Source organism: Paraburkholderia sp. BR13444 (assembly GCF_040948755.1).
GTDB classification, from domain to species: Bacteria; Pseudomonadota; Gammaproteobacteria; order Burkholderiales; family Burkholderiaceae; genus Paraburkholderia; species Paraburkholderia youngii.
The window spans coordinates 16,209-35,017 of sequence record NZ_JBFPKM010000030.1 but is presented as its reverse complement, the minus strand read 5'-3'; the positions used below and the strand labels follow the sequence as shown (position 1 = coordinate 35,017).

Genomic DNA, 18,809 nt, shown 5'->3' with positions numbered 1-18,809 from the left:
AGAGGCGCCATCACATCCCTGTGGCCGATGGCAGGCATCGAATAACCCTTAACGACAGTACGCATTCGTTGAACTCGGTAGCGGCCGTTCGTAGCCCCGTCTCGGCGAACGGCCGGTGAGCGCCCGTCAGCACGCAGTCGGCGTCGACACACGAGCGTCAGCATTGGCCGACCAGCCGCCGGCCGGCTCAGTTAGGCGGCTGTGACCTGACGGTATCACGGACGGTATCAACCTCCGAAGTCATCTGGAGATGCAGGGCTTAGACGATCTTTCTTAAGCAGGCGGCGCTGATTTTCCGATCCGGCCCACCTAAGGCCGTTGAGTGCCGGGCGGGAATGCCGGTATCGCTGACGGTATCGGCGGGCGCTAGGGGACCCGAGTCAGGCCCAGCGTTGGGTTTGCGGCAGGTGGTTGTCAATTGAGTGGGTTGGATCTTCTCAGAACGTGTTTTGCTTTGGGACTGCCTCCCCCATCATGCCGCGACAGTTTCGCCACCTTCGGTTCGTCTGTCGCTGAAACGCAACACTAATTAGCCTAGGAACCGCAACGGAACTCAGCGTAGGTTTTGGCGTAAGTTCGTTGACAGAGGCCTGTCGGGCAAGGCCGCTACATTACTTCGACGAGAACGAATAGAGAAAATTGCGGACCTTTCTGGGTAAATCCGAAGTGTTCCGTTGACGCCGGTAAGTGCCCGCGCGAAGCGCGATGACTTGCTACCGCCGTCCGATCGCGATCGCGCGCTTCACCGGTTCGCTTTCCCGCAGTTCCGCCACGACAAATTCAACAAATGCCGTGACGCGTGGCGGCAGATGCCTGCGAGCGGGGTAGTAGACGCAGATGTCGCTGCGCCGCTCGGCGCATCCCGGCAGCACATGCTTCAGTCTGCCGGCGTCGATCAACGGCGCCGCGTGATGTGCGCCCAACAGGGCGATGCCACAGCCCGCGACGGCGAGTTCGGTCAAGGCCTCGGTGTCCGTCACGACGAGCCGGGAGCGAGGCTGAAGCACAATCTCGCTCGTGCGCGCCTGAAACTTCCACGTCTGAATTCGTCCGGTATTCGGTGAACGAAACGAAATAAGCTCGTGGTGCTCCAGCTCTTCGACGGACGAGGGCTCCCCATGCCGTTCAAGGTATGCCGGCGCCGCGCAGAGAATCAACGTCAACGGTGCGAGCGTTCGCGCGACCACACTCGAATCCGTATCCTTGAGCTGACCGATCGCGCAGTCATAGCCCTCCAAAATCAGGTCCACGCGGCGATTATCGAAACGCAGATCGAGCTCGATCAGGGGGAAGCGCTCCCTGAATCGGCCCAGCACGGGCAGCAGCGCCGCGCGACTGAATGCGATCGGCAACGATACCTTCACGGGTCCGCTCAACTGCGTTTCATCGGATGACAACGTCGTGATCGCGTCCTCGATCTGCTGCGTCGGCTGCCGCACCTGCGCGTAGAGCCGCCGCCCTTGCTCGGTGACCGACAGGTGCCGCGTGGTCCGCTGAAACAGCCGGCAGCCGACCAGCGCCTCGAGCATGCCAATCTGTTTGCTCACAGCGCCGGGTGTGACCCCGAGCTGGCGGCCGGCGGCCGAGAAATTCGCCAGATCGACCGTCGCGGTAAACGTCTTCAATGCCCGCAAGAGGTCAATCGAGCTGGCTCCGTCCGCTTTCATTTTGCACCTCCGCTCACAACTGTTTTCTCTCCGGGTAGCATAGACGAGCACTGCCCCGGCGCTGAAAATGGTCTCCACTTGGCAACAGTCAGGAGGTCGATCATGGTCCAGGAATCGACGGCGCTCCCGCGGCGCAAGTGCATGCCGCGCGGTCAGCTTCTTATCGACGGCAACTGGCGTGACGCATCCGACGGATCGACCCTTTCGAGCATTGATCCGACCACCGAAGGGACAGTCGTGGAGTTCGCGAAGGCGACTGTGACGGACGCCGACGCGGCGGTCAAAGCAGCACGCAGGGCATTCGAGACGGGCGCCTGGCGGCGCATGCATCATGAAGCGCGGGCAAGAATCCTGTTTCGCGTGGCCGACCTGCTCGAAGAGCGGGCGGAAGATTTCGCGTTGCGTGAATCGATGGATATGGGCATGCCTTACCGCGATTTCGTCGACGTCATCATGCCCCACTGCGCGGGCCTTTTCCGTTTCTTCGGCGGGATCGCGATGCACGCGATGGGAGGCGCCTATCGCACGTCATACGAACCACACATCCGTATCCTGACGCGTCGCGAACCGCTAGGCGTGGTCGCAGCGATCACGCCTTTCAATTTTCCGCTGGCGCTCACCTGCTCGAAAGTTGCGCCGGCGTTGGCAGCCGGCAACACCCTCGTGCACAAGCCGGCGTCCGATACGCCACTGACCGCGCTCGCGCTCGCTCAGGTGATGCTCGATGCAGGGGTGCCGGAAGGCGTCTACAACCTGATCACGGGACCCGGCGGATCGCTCGGCGACGCGCTCGTGAAACACCCGCTCGTCGACAAGATCGCGTTTACCGGTTCGACCGCTGTCGGCCAGACGATTATGCGCAACGGCGCGGACACGCTGAAACACACGACGATGGAGCTCGGCGGCAAGTCGCCGAATATCGTGTTTGCGGATGCCGATGTGGATGCGGCAGTCCAGACGGCCTTCTGGGGTGTCTTCTGGAACAAGGGCGAAGTCTGCGTCGCCGGTTCGCGACTGCTCGTGGAGCGGCCGGTCTACGACGAGGTCGTCGAAAAGCTGGCGCGGATGGCGCAGGCCGCCGTGCTGGGCGATCCGCTCGATCCGCGCACACAGGTCGGGCCGATTGCGTCGAGGGCGGAATTCGACAAGGTGCAGCGGTACATCGACGCCGGCAAGTCATCGACGGCCCGCCTCGTAGCCGGCGGCGGCACCCGCCGGATCAACGGCAAGGGGCTCTTCATCGAGCCCACGGTGTTCGCCGACGCGACGAGCGATATGGTCATCAGCCGCGAGGAGATTTTCGGACCGGTGCTGCCGGTCATTCCGTTCCAGGGCGAACAGGAGGCCGTGCGCATCGCGAATGACACGCCGTATGGGCTCGCCTCAGGCATCCAGACTCGCGATCTGGGCCGCGCATTGCGGCTCGCGGATCGCATCGAGGCCGGCACGGTCTGGATCAACACCTGGCACAAGTACCACCCGAGCGGACCCTTCGGCGGCTACAAGATGTCAGGCTACGGCCGCGAGCAAGGTGCCGAAGCGCTCGAGAGCTATGCGCAATACAAGTCCATCTGGGCAAACATTTCGCAGGACTGACGATAGGGGGCTCGACCATGAAAATCGGCATCATCGGTGCGGGAAATGTCGGAACCGGTCTCACGAAGCATCTGCTCGGCAAGGGGCACTCGGTGATGCTGAGTTTCAGTCTCGACACAGAGAAGCTCCGGGCAACGGCGGCGGAGCTGGGTGCGGAGCTCGGCAGCGTCGCCGAAGCGGTGCGATTCGCTGATGTCGCGGTGCTGGCGACGCCCTGGGGCGCCGCGGCCGACGCGCTCGCGCAGGTCGGCACGCCACCCGGGCGGAAGGTGTTGTGGGACTGTACCAATGCGCTGAGGCCCGACATGAGTGGTCTCGTCGTCGGCACGACGACTTCCGGCGCCGAAGAGATCGCGAAGCTGGCCCCCTGGGCAACAGTGGTCAAGGCCATCCCGCCTTTCGCGGAGTTGCTGCATTCGACGGAAGTAAGAGTCGGTGGCGAGCGGGTAGGTGTGTTTGTCTGCGGCGACGACGCAAACGCGCGGACGGTCGTCGCGCAACTGGTTGGCGACATCGGCGCCGAGCCGATCGACGCCGGTCCCCTCACGCTTGCGCGCTACACTGAACCTGCCGCCATGCTGCTCGTACAACTCGCATACACACGCGGGTTCGGCACGAGAATCGGCTTCTCGTTATTGCGCGATGTAGCGGGAAACGTGCCTGGTGGCTCGCGTTCCTGATCGCGCAGGTGACGCTGGCGATCGCCGGCGGAGGAGAGGGTGAAATGAAAGTTGGTGTATTGGGTTCAGGTGATGTCGGGCGGGCACTGGCGGCAGGTTTTCTCAAGCATGGGCACGAAGCGATGCTGGGTACGCGCACGCCCGGCAAGAACGACGTGCAGGAATGGGCGCGCAATTACGCTGGCGCAAGGACCGGTACGTTCGACGAGGCCGCCCGCTTCGGCGACATCGTGGTGCTGGCAGTCCTTGGCCGCATTGCGGGAAACGTGATCGAGCTTGCGGGAGCGGACAATCTCGCCGGCAAGACCCTGATCGACGCCACCAATCCGCTCGCCGATGAGCCACCGGTCAACGGCGTGCTGAGATACACGACAGGTCCGAACGAATCAGTCGGCGAGCAGATTCAGGCCCAGATTCCCCGTACGCACGTGGTCAAGGCATTCAACAGCGTCGGTAATGCGCTGATGGTGGATCCGCAGTTCCCGCAAGGCACGCCGACCATGTTCCTCTGCGGCAACGACGAACAGGCGAAGGAACGGGTTGCCGCGATCATCCGCGAGTTCGGCTGGGAACCCTACGATTGCGGAAGCATTGTCTCGGCACGCGCGCTCGAACCGCTTTGCATGCTGTGGTGTCTACCGGGCTTCCTGCGCAACGAATGGCGGCATGCGTTCAAGCTATTGACCAGCGAGGGGTGAGCCATGCAGCCATTACCCGTACCACCGGCCGGCGATCCGGGATTCACGCTTGAAGAAATGAAGCAGTTCGTGATCGAGCACTTCGAGAACTTCGTGAACCGCAAGAAAGCGGAAGTTGCGCGGCAGAACCTGAGCGCCGATTTCCTCGACCACGACGAACCGTCAGGTCCCCAGGTCGGCCCCGAAGCCGCGATTGAGATGATGACGGAGCTTTACAAAAAATGGCCCGATCTGCATGTCACTGTCGAAGACATCCTCGCAGAGCGGGACAAGGTGATGGTCAGAAACACGTGGCGCGCGACCGACGCGGCGTCCGGGCAGAAGATCGAGTTCCACGGCTTCGTGCTGTGGCGATTTGCGAATCGCAGGATTGTCGAGAGATGGGCCACGGTGACCGCGCCGCGCGCAGTGTGACAAAAGCTGCAGTAAGCCGGAACGCCAGCGCCTAGAACACGCCGAAATCGTCGTTGCTATCGGGAATCGCGGCGAGCAGGTTCGCAAGCGCGCGGCAGCCGATCAGGCTCGAAAGCGTTATCGCCGCGCGCAGCCAGCACTCGGCGCGTGAGCCTGGGTACGCCGCTGCTCGCGCCACGCCGTCCGCTTGCCGGACGTCCATGCAGCTCACCGCGCCGCCGCTTGCGTACCGCCCACGCGCGATAGCAGCGCCTCCAATACCTGTCGCAAGGTCGTGGCGCCGAAGCGTCGCTCGCTCACGTTCGCCTCCACGTCGATGCGGCCAGCGTTGTGCGCGTCGTACAGATCGACGATCAATTGCGCGTGACGCTCGCCGAGCCCGGCGCCGCGCAGCACGCCACCCCATTGGTCGCGCGGCACCCGCTGGGCGATCACCGGCCGCCCCGACAGTTCCGCCAGGGTGCGCGCGACGTCGAGCGCGCTCACCCGTTCTTTCGCTTCGATACTGACCACCCGCGGCGTCTCGCGCGCCGGCGCTTCATCGAGCAGCAACTGCGCGGCGAGCGCGCCGACGTCCTCGGCGGCGACCGTCGGAAACAGCTTGTCGAGCGGATCATGCAGACTCGGCAGCACGCCCCGGCCGAGCGCGACCGGCAGCACGCGCGCCCAGTTGTGCATGTGCTCAGCGGCGCGCAGCAAGATCAGCGATGACGCGACGTTGCGCAACTGCGTTTCGAGGTAGTGGAACAGCGTCGTGATGCCGGTGCCGTCCGAGTGCTCGGCGCCGTAGTCGGATAGCGCGAGGAGCCGCGGCGGCGCGGCCGTGCGCAAGGCGGCGACACCCGCGTCGATGATGCGCCGCATGGCGGCCGCGGGATCGTCATGCGCACGCGGGACTGGACAGAGCCATTGCACCGCCTGCGCGCCGTCGATCGCGCGCGCGACCGATTCCGCGTCGTTGAGGTCGGCGAGCGCGATCTCGCAGCCGATTGCCGCGAGTGCTTCGGCTCGTGCTGCGTCGCGCACCACCGCGCGTACTGGTTGGCCCGCGCGACGCAAGGCGGCTGCGCTCGCCTGTCCCACATGACCGGCCGCTCCGAAAATGACGAACACGTTGTGCTCCTTGTGAGGATCGCTATGGCGTGATGGTAGGGACGCGGTGCCCGCGAGGCGCTCAGATCCGGATGACATTGCGCAGATATGGATGATTTTTTACTGCGATGCCGCGCAGGTCGCGCGGATCGCGTGGGCGGTTGGCGCGTTACGAAATTTCGTCACGCCGGCGAAGCCGCCGAAAACACCGCACAATGCAGGTTTCTCGCCGTCATTCAGGTCACTCAGGAGACAAGCGATGAATGCCGTCACCCCGATTCCCGCGCCTGCGCCGCACAGCGGCTCGCGCATCGCCGTACGCACCAGCAGGGCGCTCGGCTGGCATGGCTTCGGTGCGGATCTGGTCAACGTGTCGGCCGGTTTGCATCGGATGCCGGCGTTCGTCCATCACCGTGTGGGCGTGCACGTCGGCGCGCCGGTGACCGCGCGCTGTCTGTGCGATGCGCGCCGCCATACGCGGATTCAGGCGCACGGCGACGCGGACGTGATCCCCGCGGGGCTCGAAGGTCAGTGGAGCGATGACGCCGCCTGCACGATTTTCAGCGTCTGGTTTGCCGAGGACTTCGCGCGACGGACCGTCGAGCAACTCGCATTGAAACCGGCCGACGCGCAACTGCGTCCGCGCTTCCAGATGCGCGATGCGCGCTTTCAGCATCTCGCCTGGGCGCTGCGCGCGGAGCTCGAAGCGGACGATGCATCCGATCCGCTGTACGCCGAAAGTCTGTGCACGGCGATGCTGGTGCGTCTGATCGGCGTCGAACCGCTGCCCGCCAACCGGCGGCGGACGCTCGCGCCGCGCACGGCCGCGCGCGTGATCGAGTTTATCGACGCGCATCTCGATCAGCGTCTGACGCTCGACGAACTCGCCATGCAGGCACAACTGAGCGTGCCGCATTTCAAGGTGCTGTTTCGCGACACGCTCGGTGTGCCCGTGCATCAGTACGTGGTACAGCGCAGGGTGGAGCGCGCGCGAACGCTGCTGCTGCAAGGACGCCTCAGCGCAAGCCAGATCGCGCTCGAGACGGGCTTTGCGCATCAGAGCCATATGGCGCACTGGATGTCGCGTTTGCTGGGTGCAACGCCGCGTGAACTGCGCGTCGCCGCGCGCGATGACGCGGTGACGTCGGAGCAGGCGAAGACACTACGTTGATGCGCGGAACCGCGCGGCGCGGAACGCATTCGATTCAACCATGCGCCGCACCCGTCAACTGCGCATAGACATCATGCGCGAGCTGCAACAGCTCGTTGCGATCGATCCCGCCCGACACCGCATAGCCGAAATCGCCGTCGACCCAATAGAACACGTTGACGGGCCCCGCCTGATACAGCTTGAACGCCGTTGTATTCGCGTTCTCGCGACGATGCGAGATGCACAGCGTGACACGCTCGCCGTTCGGTCCGCGATACATAAACTGCGCGGTCGGTCCATCGTCGCCGGGCAGCAGGCGGCCGCCCGACAGCATGAAACCGCTCTTCGACAGCATCGGCGGATGGACCTCGGTGCCGAGCCGGTCCGCGAGCCATTGCACGAAGTCCTGCTCGTGATCGGCGCTCATGTCGCTCGGCCGGTCGATCGCCGGCATGTAGACGACATGCGCGACCGCCGCCCGGCGCGCGAAGCCCTCGGCGCTGTCCGCGCTGACCGCACGATTGCCGGCTTGGGTGTCGGCCCGGGTATCGGTTCGATCGATCGCAACGGGTGGAATCAGATCGTTCCTGTGCATGCCGATGCCCAGGCCTAGCACGAGCGCGGCAGCCGTGCCCGCGAACTGCGCGGCATAACGCGGCCAGTTCGCGGCCGCCCGCGAGCGGCGCGGCGCGACGGTCTGCAGACGCTTCGGCACGGGCTCGCTGAGCACGCGGTCGTAGCGCTCGTGAAGCAGCCCATTGAGAGAAAAGTAATCGCTGACGCGCGCGGCCAGCTCCGGATTCTGTTCGAGCGCGCGCTCGACCTCGTCACGGCGCTCGCCGGACAGCGTGCCGTCCACGTACGCGTGCAAGTCTTCTTCGCCGATCGGCATTTGCGGCTCGCTCATCGCACCACCTGTAATTTCGCACCGGGCTGGGCGCCCGCCATCAAAGCTCGCAGCCGTTCGCGTCCGCGCGACAGCCGCGACATCACCGTACCGATCGGAATGTTCAGCGCGAGCGCGACGTCGGCATAGCTCATCTCCTCGAGACCGACCAGCAGCACCACCTCACGCTGCTCGACCGGCAGCCGCTGCAACGCGTAGTCGAGGTCGCGCATTTCGAGCGAACGCGTCTGGCCCGACGGCACCGAGAGCTCGCTTTCGGCGATGCTGTCGTCGTCGACCGCGACGTGGACCGCGCGCGCCGCCGCCTTGCGTGCCTGATTCGCGAACACGTTGTGCATGATCGTGAACAGCCATGCGCGCAGATCAGTGCCCGGCTGGAACAGACGGGTGCGGCCGAGCGCGCGCTCGAGCGTGTCCTGCACGAGATCGTCGGCGAGCTCGCGATTGTTGATCAGCGCCCGCGCATAGCGCCGCAGACGCGGCACGTGCTCGATCAGCTCGTCACGGACATCCATGGTCGATCCAGGGGCGTGGGGGTGGCATCGGCTTCACTCGCGTCGGTATCGACACGCACCGGGCCGGTCGCGGAAGCTTCCGTCGCGCGATGCGTTCGTACTGCAAACACCTGTCAGTGCATTTTATTCCGCGAGGGCCGCGCGCATCGGCGTCAGCGCCCCGTCATCACGTCGGCGGCACGCATCAGGCCGTGGGTGCGCGCATCGCCCGCGACGACGAAACGCTGCCGCCGCGCGGTCCACGTCAACAGCCGCAATTCGCCGATGCGGCGCGCGGCCCACTGCGGCTCTTCGCGCGCAAACGGCGCTGCGGCCGACAGCACCACCACCGGCTGCTGATCGCCGTTCAGATAGACGAGCTCGTCCACCCGCTGCAATGGGGCGAGCCGCAGCACGCGTTGCTCGACGAGGCGCAGGCCGACCGCGCCGAGATCCGGCGCGGCTGGATCGGCGCGCGTCGGCGATGCCGACGAAAAGGGCCGCGCGCTGGCTTCGGCGAGCGCCATCACGGCGGCGTTGTCGAGCGCTTGTGCTGATACCTGCGCCGCCGCGAGCCAGCCGCTGACGGCGATCACCATCAGCGCGAGGCCTATGAATGCGACGAGCGTTCGACGCGCGGGACCGGCCGGTTGCGCGCGCATGCGAAGCCGGCGCGATCCGCGCAGGTACTCATGCACGGGCTCCTCGGTGGTCTGAAACGTCGCCTGGATCTGTGCGTTCAAGCGGTCGTAGAAAGCCACCCGCCGTGCTTCCGCCGGATGCTTGTTGAGATAGTCGCGCAGCGCCGCGGCACGTTCGGGCGTCAGCGTGCCGTCGGCATAGGCCTGGATGTCGTCTTCGGAGGGAGGAGTGCCGGACGGGCGATGAGTCGAGGTCATGGTGATGCGCGGTGTTGACTGCTGCTATCCAAGTGCAAACACAGGCGCTTGCGCATTTATTCCCCGCGCCGGCGATGTTTTTTCCACGCGGCGAATACAGGAATAAACGCTGCCGACTCGTGGTTCTCCCTGGTGCGAACCCGCACAACACTCACTGGAGTCGATCATGAAAATGCTTTCGTTCGTCGCTTTGTCGTTCGTCGTTCTGGCCGCTTCGTCGAGCGCGTTTGCGCAGGCCAAGACACGCGCTCAGGTGTACCAGGAATTGATCGAGGCCCAGCAGAACGGTCTCGACTACGTGACCGACGCGTCGTACCCCGACGTCAGTCCCGTGTTCGCACGTCAGGTCGAGCAGCACAAGATTGCGCTTGCCACGCAAGCGGCGGCCGCCGCGAGCCACGTCGCAAACTCGGGCGCGCCGGCTGTCGGCACCCGTTGAAGCATCGGCCACCGGCGCGCGAATGGGGTTTGAACGGGCGCGCCGGTGCCGGATGGAATAGATCGTTGCGCGGCGTGTTTGCCCGTACGTTGGTATCCATCCGGCAAGGAGTCTCCGTGACGCAACCCTCCCGACCCAAACCCCATCCCCCCGGCTCCGGCCCGCGGCCGATCTGCGTGCCATGCCGGCTCGCCGCGATCGGCGCGGTCGTGCTCGCGCTAGCGGGCGGCTTCGCGTACACCGCGGGCTGGCTCACGCCCGCGCGTCTCACCGCTCCGCGCATCATCGATACGTTCGAAGCAGTCGCGGGCCAGCATCCCGGCTATCGACGCAATCACGCCAAAGGCCTATGCGTGGACGGCTATTTCGACAGCAACGGCAATGGCGCGGCGCTGTCGCACGCGGCAGTGTTCGCGCCGGGCCGCACGCCAGTGTCGGGGCGCTTCGCGGTGCCCGGCGGCAATCCGTTCGCGCCCGATACGAGCTCGCCGGTGCGCAGTCTCGCGCTGCAGTTCCGGCTTTACGATGGCGAACAGTGGCGTACCGGCATGAACTCGACGCCGGTGTTCGCGGTGCACACGCCCGCGCAGTTTTATCAGCAGTTGCTGGCCTCGAAGCCCGACGCCGCGACCGGCAAACCGGACCCCGCGAAGCTGAAGGCGTTCTACGCGGCCAATCCCGAAACGCAGCCGTTCCAGCGCTGGGTCAAGTCGCACGCGCCGTCGTCGAGCCTCGCGAACGCCGCGTACTACGGCATCGACGCGTTTCTGTTTACCGATGCTCACGGCACGACGCGCGCGGTGCGCTGGGCCGTCGTGCCAGATACGCCATACGCGCCGATCACCGCCGAGCAACAGGCCGAAAAGAACTTCCTCGCCGCCGATCTCGATGAGCGTCTGCAACACGGCCCCTTGCGCTGGCATCTGATATTGACCGTCGCGCAGCCGGGCGACCCCACGAACGACGCGACGCTGCAATGGCCCGAGGACCGTCAGCGCATCGACGCGGGGACGCTCGTGATCGAACGCACGACGTCGCAGGAAGAGGGCACCTGCCGCGACGTCAACTTCGATCCGACGATCGTGCCGGCCGGCATCGCGCCATCGGACGATCCGCTGCTCGCCGCGCGCTCGGCGGCCTACGCGCAGTCGTTTCAACGCCGCACGCGCGAGGAGGCGCTGCATCCCGAGCTCCGTCGAACCCAGCCAAACGGAGAGCACTCATGAGCCACGACCGCACTCACTTCAGTCCGCTCGCGCGGCTGCTGCACTGGACGATGGCACCGCTGATCGTCGCGATGCTGTTCATCGGCGTGGGCATGGTCGCGACGGTATCGCGCACCCACGATGCGTTGGTCGCGCTGCATCGCCCGCTCGGCATCGCGTTGCTGCTGCTCGTGCTGGTGCGGCTCGCGGTGCGCGTGATGCGCGGCAGTCCGCCATTGCCCGCGCGCATGTCGAAGCCGCAGCGAATCGCGGCGCATGCGTCGCACGTCGTGCTGTACGGGCTGATGCTCGCGATGCCGCTGATCGGCTGGGCGATGCTGTCGGCGGCCGGCTATCCGGTCACGCTGTTCGGTCCGCTGCATCTGCCGCCGATCGCACCGCACGACGTCGCGCTGTTCGCGCTGCTGCGCGCGCTGCATACGTGGCTCGCGTTCGCGTTGTTCGCAACGGTGCTGCTGCATCTGGCGGCGGCGTTGCTGCATGGGCTGATCCTGCGCGACGGGGTGTGGGGCAGCATGGCCCGCGCAGGACGCTGATCCCGGCCGAACCGGCCGCGCCGCGGCTCGTTCGGGCCGTTCTCGATTCGACCAGATCGGCCGGCACAGCGATTTTCGTCCAACGCGTAAAATGGCCGGTTACCACAGGCAAATCGCAGCTGGACAGAATCGGCCGGACGTCGCCAGCGAGCGTCTCCCGTCGCATGGTTCGACCCGCGCGCGCTTGCCTTCGCCGGTTTGAACAGGAATGCACGCGGATGTCGTCAGTTTTCTTCGATCGGGAAAGCATTGCGGAATGGCTCGGTGAGCACACCGTCGCCAAGGCGCGCTCGGTGGGCGCGGTCAGCAACGTCAAATGGCAGGGCGAGACGCTGTCGGGCGACGTGCAGGGCTCGCAGCCCCAGCCTTACCGGACACGGGTCCGATTTCGGACCGATGGCGGGTCGCCGTGGGCCAAAGGCGAATGCACGTGCCCGGTCGGGCGCAATTGCAAGCACGTTGCGGCGCTGCTGCTCGCGGAACTCGACTACCACGACGAGATGGATCACATCACGCAGGTCGAGGACGACAGCGACCCTGCCACGTCGGAGGTGTTCGTCACGCGACGGATCACGGTCCCGGGCGTGCCGCCGGCGCCATCACCATCATCATCTTCGACTCCAGGTGTGCGGCCCGAACTGGTCAGCTGGCTCGAGCGTTTTCGCGCGCGAGCCCGCGCGGCTGACGCCGCCGCCGAAAAAAATGCCGCCCGCAAGGTGGAGGCCCCGAGCAGGGAAACGCTCGCCTATCGGCTCAACTGGTCGCGTCTTCATCTGCGCCACGAGGTCGTGCTGCATCGCGCGCGTTGCGACGCCGACGGCGTGATCGTCGAAGTCGGCGACAGCTGGGGCGACGTCGAAGGCGCGCTGCTCAGGCAGCCGCGCTTCGTGTCCGACGAAGACCTGTCGATTCTGCGCGGCCTGTGGCTTGGCCGCTCGCGCGAGGACCTGGGCCAGTTCGTGCTGCGCGGCACGAGTGGCGCGGAAACGTTGCAGAAGCTGATCGCGACCGGCCGCCTGTTCTTCGACTTCAGGATCGCGCCGGGCGAGGCCCGACCGACGCCGCTCGCGCGCGCCGCCGACCGGCCCGGGCGCATCGAATGGGAGCCGCTCGCCGACGAGCGCCTGCGCCCGGTGCTGCGCACCGAACCGCGCGCCAGTATGGTGCTGCCGACCGAGCCGGTCTGGTACGTGGACGGCGTCGCCAACGAGGCGGGCGTCGTGCCGCTGTCGCTGCCGTTCCAGCAATTGCCCGACTACCTCGCGATGCCGCCGATTTCGCTCGCCGAGGCGCCGCTCGTCGCGTCGGTGCTGCGCGAGATCGCGCCCGAGCTGCCGCTGCCGCCGACCCACGACGCGCCCGCGATTCGGGTGATCGATGTCGAGCCGGTGCCGGTGCTGACGCTGAACAGCCACGCGCTGCCGGGCACCGCGAAGGGCATGAAAACGGCGAAGGCCGCAACAACCGCGAAGTCCGCGAAGGCCGCCGAGCACAAGTCCGCCGCGGTCGAGCTGGCGGCGGCGAGCTTCGAATACGACGGCGTCAGCATCAACGCCGACAGCAGCGTGACGCTGGTGCCGCTGCCGGGCGGCGACGTGATTCACATCCGCCGGCGCTACGACGCCGAGAAAAAGCGCTTGCTGGAATTGCGCAAGACCGGTCTGCAGAAGGTGCCGACGCGCAATATGCAGGCGGCGCGTCTGTTGCCCGACACCATGCTCGGTCTGCCCGATGCCGACGCGTGGTCCGAGTTCGTCAACGACGCGGTGCCGGATCTGGTCGCGAAGGGCTGGCGCGTGACGATGGCGCCCGAGTTCCGCTACAACGTGATCGAGATCGACTCGATCGACGGCACTGCGCAGCAAGCCGGCGACGGCTGGTTCGATCTGGAGATGGGCATCCGCGTCGGCGAGCGCAACGTGCGGCTTGAGCCGCTGCTGGCCGATCTGTTCCGGCGCGACCGGCGCTGGCTGTCTGGCGCGCTGGAGAGCATCCGCGACGACGAGCCGATCGAGCTGAAGACCGAGGAGAACAAGCGTCTGCGGTTGCGCGCCGATCGACTGAAGCCGGTGGTGCGGGTGCTGGTCGATCTGTTCGAGTCGCTCGGCGGCGCGCTTGCCGAAGGCGCGCCGCTGCGCGTGCCGGCGGTCGATGCCGGCCGCCTCGATGCGCTGCACGACACCGGCCGCTGGCAGTTCAGCGGCGACGCTTCGATTCGCGAGCTCGCGCGCCGTCTGCAAGCCGGACCGGGCTTGCGCGAAGTGGCGGTGCCGCGCGGTCTGAAGGCCGAGCTGCGCGCGTATCAGCACCAGGGCCTGAACTGGATGCAGTTCCTGCGCGAACAGGATCTGGCCGGCGTGCTCGCCGACGATATGGGGCTCGGCAAAACCGTGCAGACGCTCGCGCATATTCTCGCGGAGAAGGAAGCGGGGCGGCTCACGCAGCCCGCGCTGATCGTCGTGCCGACCACGCTGGTGCACAACTGGCGCGAGGAAGCGCGCCGCTTTGCACCGGAGTTGAAGGTGCTGGCCCTGAACGGGCCGCACAGGAAGGAACGCTTCGCGCAGATCGGCGAACACGAGCTGATCCTGACCACTTATGCGCTGCTGTGGCGCGATCAGAAGGTGCTCGGCGAGCACGACTATCATCTGCTGATTCTCGACGAAGCGCAGTACGTGAAGAACGCGACCACCAAGGCCGCGCAGGCGATTCGCGGCTTGCGGGCGCGGCATCGGCTGTGTCTGACGGGCACGCCGCTCGAGAATCATCTCGGTGAGCTGTGGTCGCAGTTCGATTTTCTGCTGCCGGGCTTTCTCGGCAGCCAGAAGGACTTCACGCGACGCTGGCGCAACCCCATCGAGAAGAACGGCGACGACGTGCGCCGCGCGTTGCTCGCGCGCCGCATCCGGCCGTTCACGCTGCGCCGGCGCAAGGACGAGGTCGCGAAGGAACTGCCGCCGAAGACGACGATCGTGTGCCCGGTCGATCTCGAAGGCGCGCAACGCGACCTGTACGAAACCGTGCGCACGGCGATGCAGCAGAAGGTGCGCGCGGCGGTCAGCGCGCAGGGGCTCGCGCGCAGTCACATCATCGTGCTAGATGCGTTGCTCAAGCTGCGCCAGGTGTGCTGCGATCCGCGGCTCGTGCGCACCCCGAGTGGCATCACGGACGGCGCGGCCGCGAGCGGCGGCGAGCGGGCGATGCGCTCGGCCAAGCTCGATCTGCTGCTGTCGATGCTGCCCGAGCTGATCGAGGAAGGTCGTCGCGTGCTGCTGTTCTCGCAGTTCACCGGCATGCTCGCGCTGATCGCCGAGGCGCTCGACGAGGCCGCGATCCCGTACGCGATGCTGACGGGCGACACGGCGGATCGGGTGACGCCGGTCGAGCGGTTCCAGCAGGGCGAGGTGCCGCTGTTCCTGATCAGCCTGAAGGCGGGCGGCGTGGGGCTGAACCTGACCGCCGCCGACACGGTGATCCACTACGACCCGTGGTGGAACCCGGCCGCCGAGAACCAGGCGACCGACCGCGCGCATCGGCTGGGACAGGACAAGCCGGTATTCGTCTACAAGCTGATCGCGGCCGGCAGCATCGAGGAAAAGATCGTCGAGCTGCAGGAACACAAGGCCGGGCTCGCCGACAGCATTCTCGCGGAAGACACGGCAGGCGCCGCGAAGTTCTCGGACGACGATCTCGACGCGCTGTTCGCACCGATACCGGAAATCGAGGGCGCGCGGTGAGCGCGAGCGGACGACCGAACGAGGCAATGCAGGGCAATGCGCAGCATCCATCGGGGGAATCTGATGCGCTGCAGCAACGTTAAAGGGGGCCGGACTGTAACAAAACGTCTGCGTGTGTAAATGGCCGCCGCGGGAGGCTTCAACTCATACCAATTTCGAACTCGCGCTGTGCAAGACTTGCGCGTCGCGTGCTTTCGGACCATGCGTAATAACTACTTTCCCAGCGGTTACAAAGGAAGTTCTTTCTTCTTGAGCGCGGCGTCGCGCCGGGCTAACGTGACACTACTCGTGCGGCTAGACCCCGGCGAGCGTGTGTAGTGTTCTTTAGGCGGCGTTGCTTCAACAGGGGCAACGCCGCTTTTTTTTTGCCCGCGACACGCGCGCCCGGCATCGTCCGCTGACTGCCTTTGACGCATTGCGTCATCGCATTGGCCATCAATGTGAAGCACTCGAACGCCTCATACGAAAACAGGCTGCGCGTCTCGCGCACCTGCATAAGGATTGCATCAAATGACAACTCGCCCCGAGACGAAATCTAACAATGTTTAAACGATTTATTCTGAGATTATTCTTATACTGAACACGCAATTGTTAAATAAGAGTATCTGAAAGGAATCTTAAAGCGGATAAGCGGCATCGCCGAAAAGCCGCTCCAGCAAGGATCTGCGGCCCGCATTGTGATGTCCGTCCGGGTGCCTCGCAGTGCTGGCAGACCGGAGGAACCTAAGAAACACGCGAATCGTTTTTGATTAGGGTTTTTCGCGACGGATTGCCGGTCCACGGTAAGCGGGATGAAAGAGGGTTTTCGATTATCATGATCTGCCCTGCATAAATCGCTATGGAAATTACATTTATGCGCTGATTTCAGCTTCATGAAACCAGCGTCATGGCGGGGTACGGCGAGGGACCATTAGTCAGAAAGTAGCAGCCGGAATTTTTTGGAAAGCCGGATCGGCGGCGCTATGTCGTCATCCCGGTCGTCAGCCGGTGCGCCGGCCGTCAGCCGCGAAAGGCGCTGTTACGTTGTGGGGTGTTATGAGAATTGCTGTCCTCGAAGACGATTCGGCTCAGGCCGACCTTGTGTGTCAAACGCTATCCGCCGCCGGACACGTCTGTCATGCGTATGGCGCAGGGCGCGAACTGGTGCGCCAGTTGCGTCGCCAGACGTTCGACCTGCTCGTGCTCGACTGGAACGTTCCGGACATGTCCGGCGAAGAGGTGCTTCGCTGGGTGCGCGAGAGCCTGTCCGAGCGCCTGCCGGTGCTGTTCATGACCAGCCGCGGCCGGGAATCCGACATCACTTCGATTCTGAATATCGGTGCCGACGACTATCTCGTCAAGCCCGTGTCGGGCGCGGTGCTGCTCGCCCGGGTCGGCTCGCTGCTGCGGCGTGCGTATTACCTGAAGCCGCCGGCGACCAGGGAAGTGTTCGGTGACTTCGAGTTCGACCTGAGCGCCAAGCACGTCGTCGTGCGCGGCACGCCGGTCTCCGTCACGCAGAAAGAGTTCGAACTCGCGCTGTTGCTGTTTCAGCATATGAGCAGGCCGCTGTCGCGCGCACACATTCTCGACGTGATCTGGAAGCAGGCCACCGACATCCCGTCGCGCACGATGGACACCCACGTGTCGATGTTGCGCAGCAAGCTCGGTCTGCGCCCGGAGCAGGGTTATCGGCTGACACCGATCTACGGCTATGGCTACCGCCTCGAGCGGATCGAAGCCGACACACCACCTACCGCCGACGACGAACCCACTGAAGAAGCGGGGGAGGCGTGACCGTCTGCGTGGGTGGGGCGGCGTCGGGCAGCGGCGCTATCTCGGGCCGCCGCGCCGCCGCGTGGCTTGCCGCGGCCTGTCTGATCGCAACGGGCGCGACCGGTTGGAGCGCGCTCGCGCACGCGCAGCCCGCGCGCGGCAAGGCCGGTGCGAAGGCGTTGCCGGTCTACGCTTCGTACACCACGCACGAAGGCGACACGCTGTACGACATCGCCGCCCGCTACATGGCCGACCCGTCCGACTGGGCACTGTTGAGCAGGCTCAATCACGTGCCCGCGCCGCGCCGCATGCCGGCCGGCATCGTGCTGCGTTTGCCGTTCCAAAGGCTGCGCCAGGATCGGGACACGGCGCGCGTGGTCGCGACCAGCGGTCCGGTCGAGCACGCGTTCGACACGAGCCCTTATCTGCCGTTGAAGAGCGGTGAAACGCTTGCCGAAGGCGATCACTTGCGCACCGGCGCGAACGGGTTCGCGACGCTCGAACTGCCCGACGGCTCGTATGTGACGGTCGCGCAAAACGGTGAACTCAATATTGAGAGGCTGCGGCACATCACGCTGACCGGCGCGGCAGATCGCATCTTCCAGTTGCGTTCGGGCGAGGTCGAAAGCCAGGTCACGCGTGCGACGCGACGCGACGATCGTTTCCAGATCCGGTCGCCTTCGGTGGTCGCCGGGGTGCGCGGTACGCGCTTCCGCGTCGATTACAACGGCGGCACGCAGACCACCGCGGTGGCCGTGCTCGATGGCGCGGTCGGCGTCGATCCGGCCACGCAGCACGGCCAGAGCGCCGCGCCGGCGCCGGGCAGGCCGCTGCAGGCGTCCGACCAACTGATCAAGGCAAGCTTCGGCAACGTCACGCACTCGGGCGAAGCGGTCGGCAGTCCGCTTCAACTGTTGCCGGCACCTTCGCTCGCGCGGCCGGCGCGCGTGCAGGACGGCAAGACCGTCGCGTTCGACGTCAACCCGGCCGAGCACGCGCTCGGCTATCGGCTGCAGATTTCGCACGATGCCGATCAGCTCGACCTGGTGCGCGATCTACGCGTGAGCGTGCCGCGCGCCGACTTCGGCGATCTGCCCGACGGCACTTACTTCGTGCGTGTTGCGTCGACCGATAGCAACGGCCTCGACGGCCTGCCGAGCGTGTATGCGTTCGAGCGCCGCCAACTCGGGCTGGACGCTTCGGCCGCGCAGCGCGCGGGCAGCCACGACTACGAATTCCGCTGGTTCGTCAGCCACAGCAACGTGCCGACGCGTTTTCGCTTCGTGCTGGCGAAGACGGCTGATCTAAGCCATCCCGTGATCGATCGCACCGATCTCGCGGGCGGCGAGCTCGTGATCAGCGATCTGCCGCCAGGTGTCTACTACTGGACGATCGTCGCCGAGCAGTTCGACAACGGGCGCTTCTACGAAAAGAGCAGCCCGGTCCGCTCCTTTACGCTGGCGCGCTGACGCTGGTAGATTCTCGGAGCCGGCCTGCTGGCCGGTCCGTCCTCTGATTC

17 protein-coding genes are annotated in these 18,809 nt (G+C 65.6%); 11 read left to right on the top strand and 6 right to left on the bottom strand.

Annotation, left to right across the window (positions count from 1 at the left end):
• Positions 1 to 713: 713 nt before the first annotated feature.
• Complete coding sequence (locus tag AB3X95_RS38525) at positions 714 to 1,667, bottom strand: LysR family transcriptional regulator (RefSeq protein ID WP_184228753.1); 954 nt, start codon at positions 1,665 to 1,667, stop codon at positions 714 to 716.
• A gap of 102 nt (positions 1,668 to 1,769) precedes the next feature.
• Here AB3X95_RS38525 and AB3X95_RS38520 point away from each other — a divergent pair, with 102 nt between their 5' ends.
• Genes AB3X95_RS38520 through AB3X95_RS38505 form a run of 4 tightly spaced genes read left to right on the top strand, consistent with a single transcriptional unit; the run spans position 1,770 to position 5,055 of the window.
• Positions 1,770 to 3,263 (top strand): aldehyde dehydrogenase, encoded by a 1,494-nt coding sequence (locus AB3X95_RS38520; protein WP_368623973.1) that lies wholly within the window; start codon positions 1,770 to 1,772, stop codon positions 3,261 to 3,263.
• 17 nt (positions 3,264 to 3,280) lie between these two features.
• Entirely contained in the window at positions 3,281 to 3,943 is a 663-nt protein-coding gene (locus AB3X95_RS38515) for an NADPH-dependent F420 reductase (protein WP_368623972.1), read from the top strand.
• Positions 3,944 to 3,951: 8 nt separating this feature from the next.
• The gene (locus AB3X95_RS38510) at positions 3,952 to 4,641 is read left to right on the top strand and encodes an NADPH-dependent F420 reductase (RefSeq protein WP_368623971.1); all 690 of its coding nucleotides are present in this window, start codon (positions 3,952 to 3,954) and stop codon (positions 4,639 to 4,641) included.
• A gap of 3 nt (positions 4,642 to 4,644) precedes the next feature.
• On the top strand, positions 4,645 to 5,055 hold the full coding sequence (locus AB3X95_RS38505; RefSeq protein ID WP_176368847.1) for an ester cyclase: 411 nt from the start codon (positions 4,645 to 4,647) through the stop codon (positions 5,053 to 5,055).
• 31 nt (positions 5,056 to 5,086) lie between these two features.
• Here AB3X95_RS38505 and AB3X95_RS38500 read toward each other — a convergent pair whose 3' ends face one another.
• Together AB3X95_RS38500 and AB3X95_RS38495 are read right to left on the bottom strand one after the other, a co-directional pair.
• The gene (locus AB3X95_RS38500; protein ID WP_368623970.1) at positions 5,087 to 5,257 is read right to left on the bottom strand and encodes a hypothetical protein; all 171 of its coding nucleotides are present in this window, start codon (positions 5,255 to 5,257) and stop codon (positions 5,087 to 5,089) included.
• Positions 5,258 to 5,262: 5 nt separating this feature from the next.
• Entirely contained in the window at positions 5,263 to 6,168 is a 906-nt protein-coding gene (locus AB3X95_RS38495) for an NAD(P)H-binding protein (RefSeq protein ID WP_368623969.1), read from the bottom strand.
• Between the two features lie 238 nt (positions 6,169 to 6,406).
• Between AB3X95_RS38495 and AB3X95_RS38490 the strand changes: the two genes are divergently transcribed.
• Positions 6,407 to 7,318, top strand: a complete 912-nt coding sequence (locus tag AB3X95_RS38490; protein ID WP_176105841.1) for an AraC family transcriptional regulator — start codon at positions 6,407 to 6,409, stop codon at positions 7,316 to 7,318.
• A gap of 34 nt (positions 7,319 to 7,352) precedes the next feature.
• On the opposite strand, the gene AB3X95_RS38485 is transcribed toward AB3X95_RS38490, so the two are convergent.
• From AB3X95_RS38485 to AB3X95_RS38475, 3 genes are all read right to left on the bottom strand, one after another.
• Complete coding sequence (locus AB3X95_RS38485) at positions 7,353 to 8,204, bottom strand: anti-sigma factor (RefSeq protein ID WP_368623968.1); 852 nt, start codon at positions 8,202 to 8,204, stop codon at positions 7,353 to 7,355.
• Positions 8,201 to 8,719, bottom strand: coding sequence for an RNA polymerase sigma factor (locus AB3X95_RS38480; protein WP_176105843.1), 519 nt, complete (start codon positions 8,717 to 8,719; stop codon positions 8,201 to 8,203). The genes AB3X95_RS38485 and AB3X95_RS38480 overlap by 4 nt, the downstream gene beginning before the upstream one ends.
• A 152-nt stretch (positions 8,720 to 8,871) precedes the next feature.
• Positions 8,872 to 9,597 carry an anti-sigma factor gene (locus tag AB3X95_RS38475; protein ID WP_368623967.1) on the bottom strand — a complete coding sequence of 242 codons (726 nt, stop codon included), beginning with the start codon at positions 9,595 to 9,597 and terminating at the stop codon, positions 8,872 to 8,874.
• Positions 9,598 to 9,763: 166 nt separating this feature from the next.
• Here AB3X95_RS38475 and AB3X95_RS38470 point away from each other — a divergent pair, with 166 nt between their 5' ends.
• The 6 genes from AB3X95_RS38470 (at position 9,764) to AB3X95_RS38445 (ending at position 18,759) form a co-directional block, all read left to right on the top strand.
• Complete coding sequence (locus tag AB3X95_RS38470; RefSeq protein ID WP_368623966.1) at positions 9,764 to 10,036, top strand: DUF4148 domain-containing protein; 273 nt, start codon at positions 9,764 to 9,766, stop codon at positions 10,034 to 10,036.
• A 116-nt stretch (positions 10,037 to 10,152) separates the two neighbouring features.
• The gene (locus tag AB3X95_RS38465) at positions 10,153 to 11,262 is read left to right on the top strand and encodes a catalase family peroxidase (RefSeq protein WP_368623965.1); all 1,110 of its coding nucleotides are present in this window, start codon (positions 10,153 to 10,155) and stop codon (positions 11,260 to 11,262) included.
• The gene (locus AB3X95_RS38460) at positions 11,259 to 11,798 is read left to right on the top strand and encodes a cytochrome b (protein WP_368623964.1); all 540 of its coding nucleotides are present in this window, start codon (positions 11,259 to 11,261) and stop codon (positions 11,796 to 11,798) included. Before AB3X95_RS38465 ends, AB3X95_RS38460 begins: the two co-directional genes overlap by 4 nt.
• Positions 11,799 to 12,016: 218 nt before the next feature.
• Positions 12,017 to 15,535, top strand: a complete 3,519-nt coding sequence (locus AB3X95_RS38455) for an SNF2-related protein (protein WP_368623963.1) — start codon at positions 12,017 to 12,019, stop codon at positions 15,533 to 15,535.
• A gap of 1,035 nt (positions 15,536 to 16,570) precedes the next feature.
• Entirely contained in the window at positions 16,571 to 17,311 is a 741-nt protein-coding gene (locus AB3X95_RS38450; RefSeq protein WP_176368854.1) for a response regulator transcription factor, read from the top strand.
• On the top strand, positions 17,308 to 18,759 hold the full coding sequence (locus AB3X95_RS38445; protein ID WP_368623962.1) for a FecR domain-containing protein: 1,452 nt from the start codon (positions 17,308 to 17,310) through the stop codon (positions 18,757 to 18,759). Before AB3X95_RS38450 ends, AB3X95_RS38445 begins: the two co-directional genes overlap by 4 nt.
• Positions 18,760 to 18,809 lie beyond the last annotated feature (50 nt).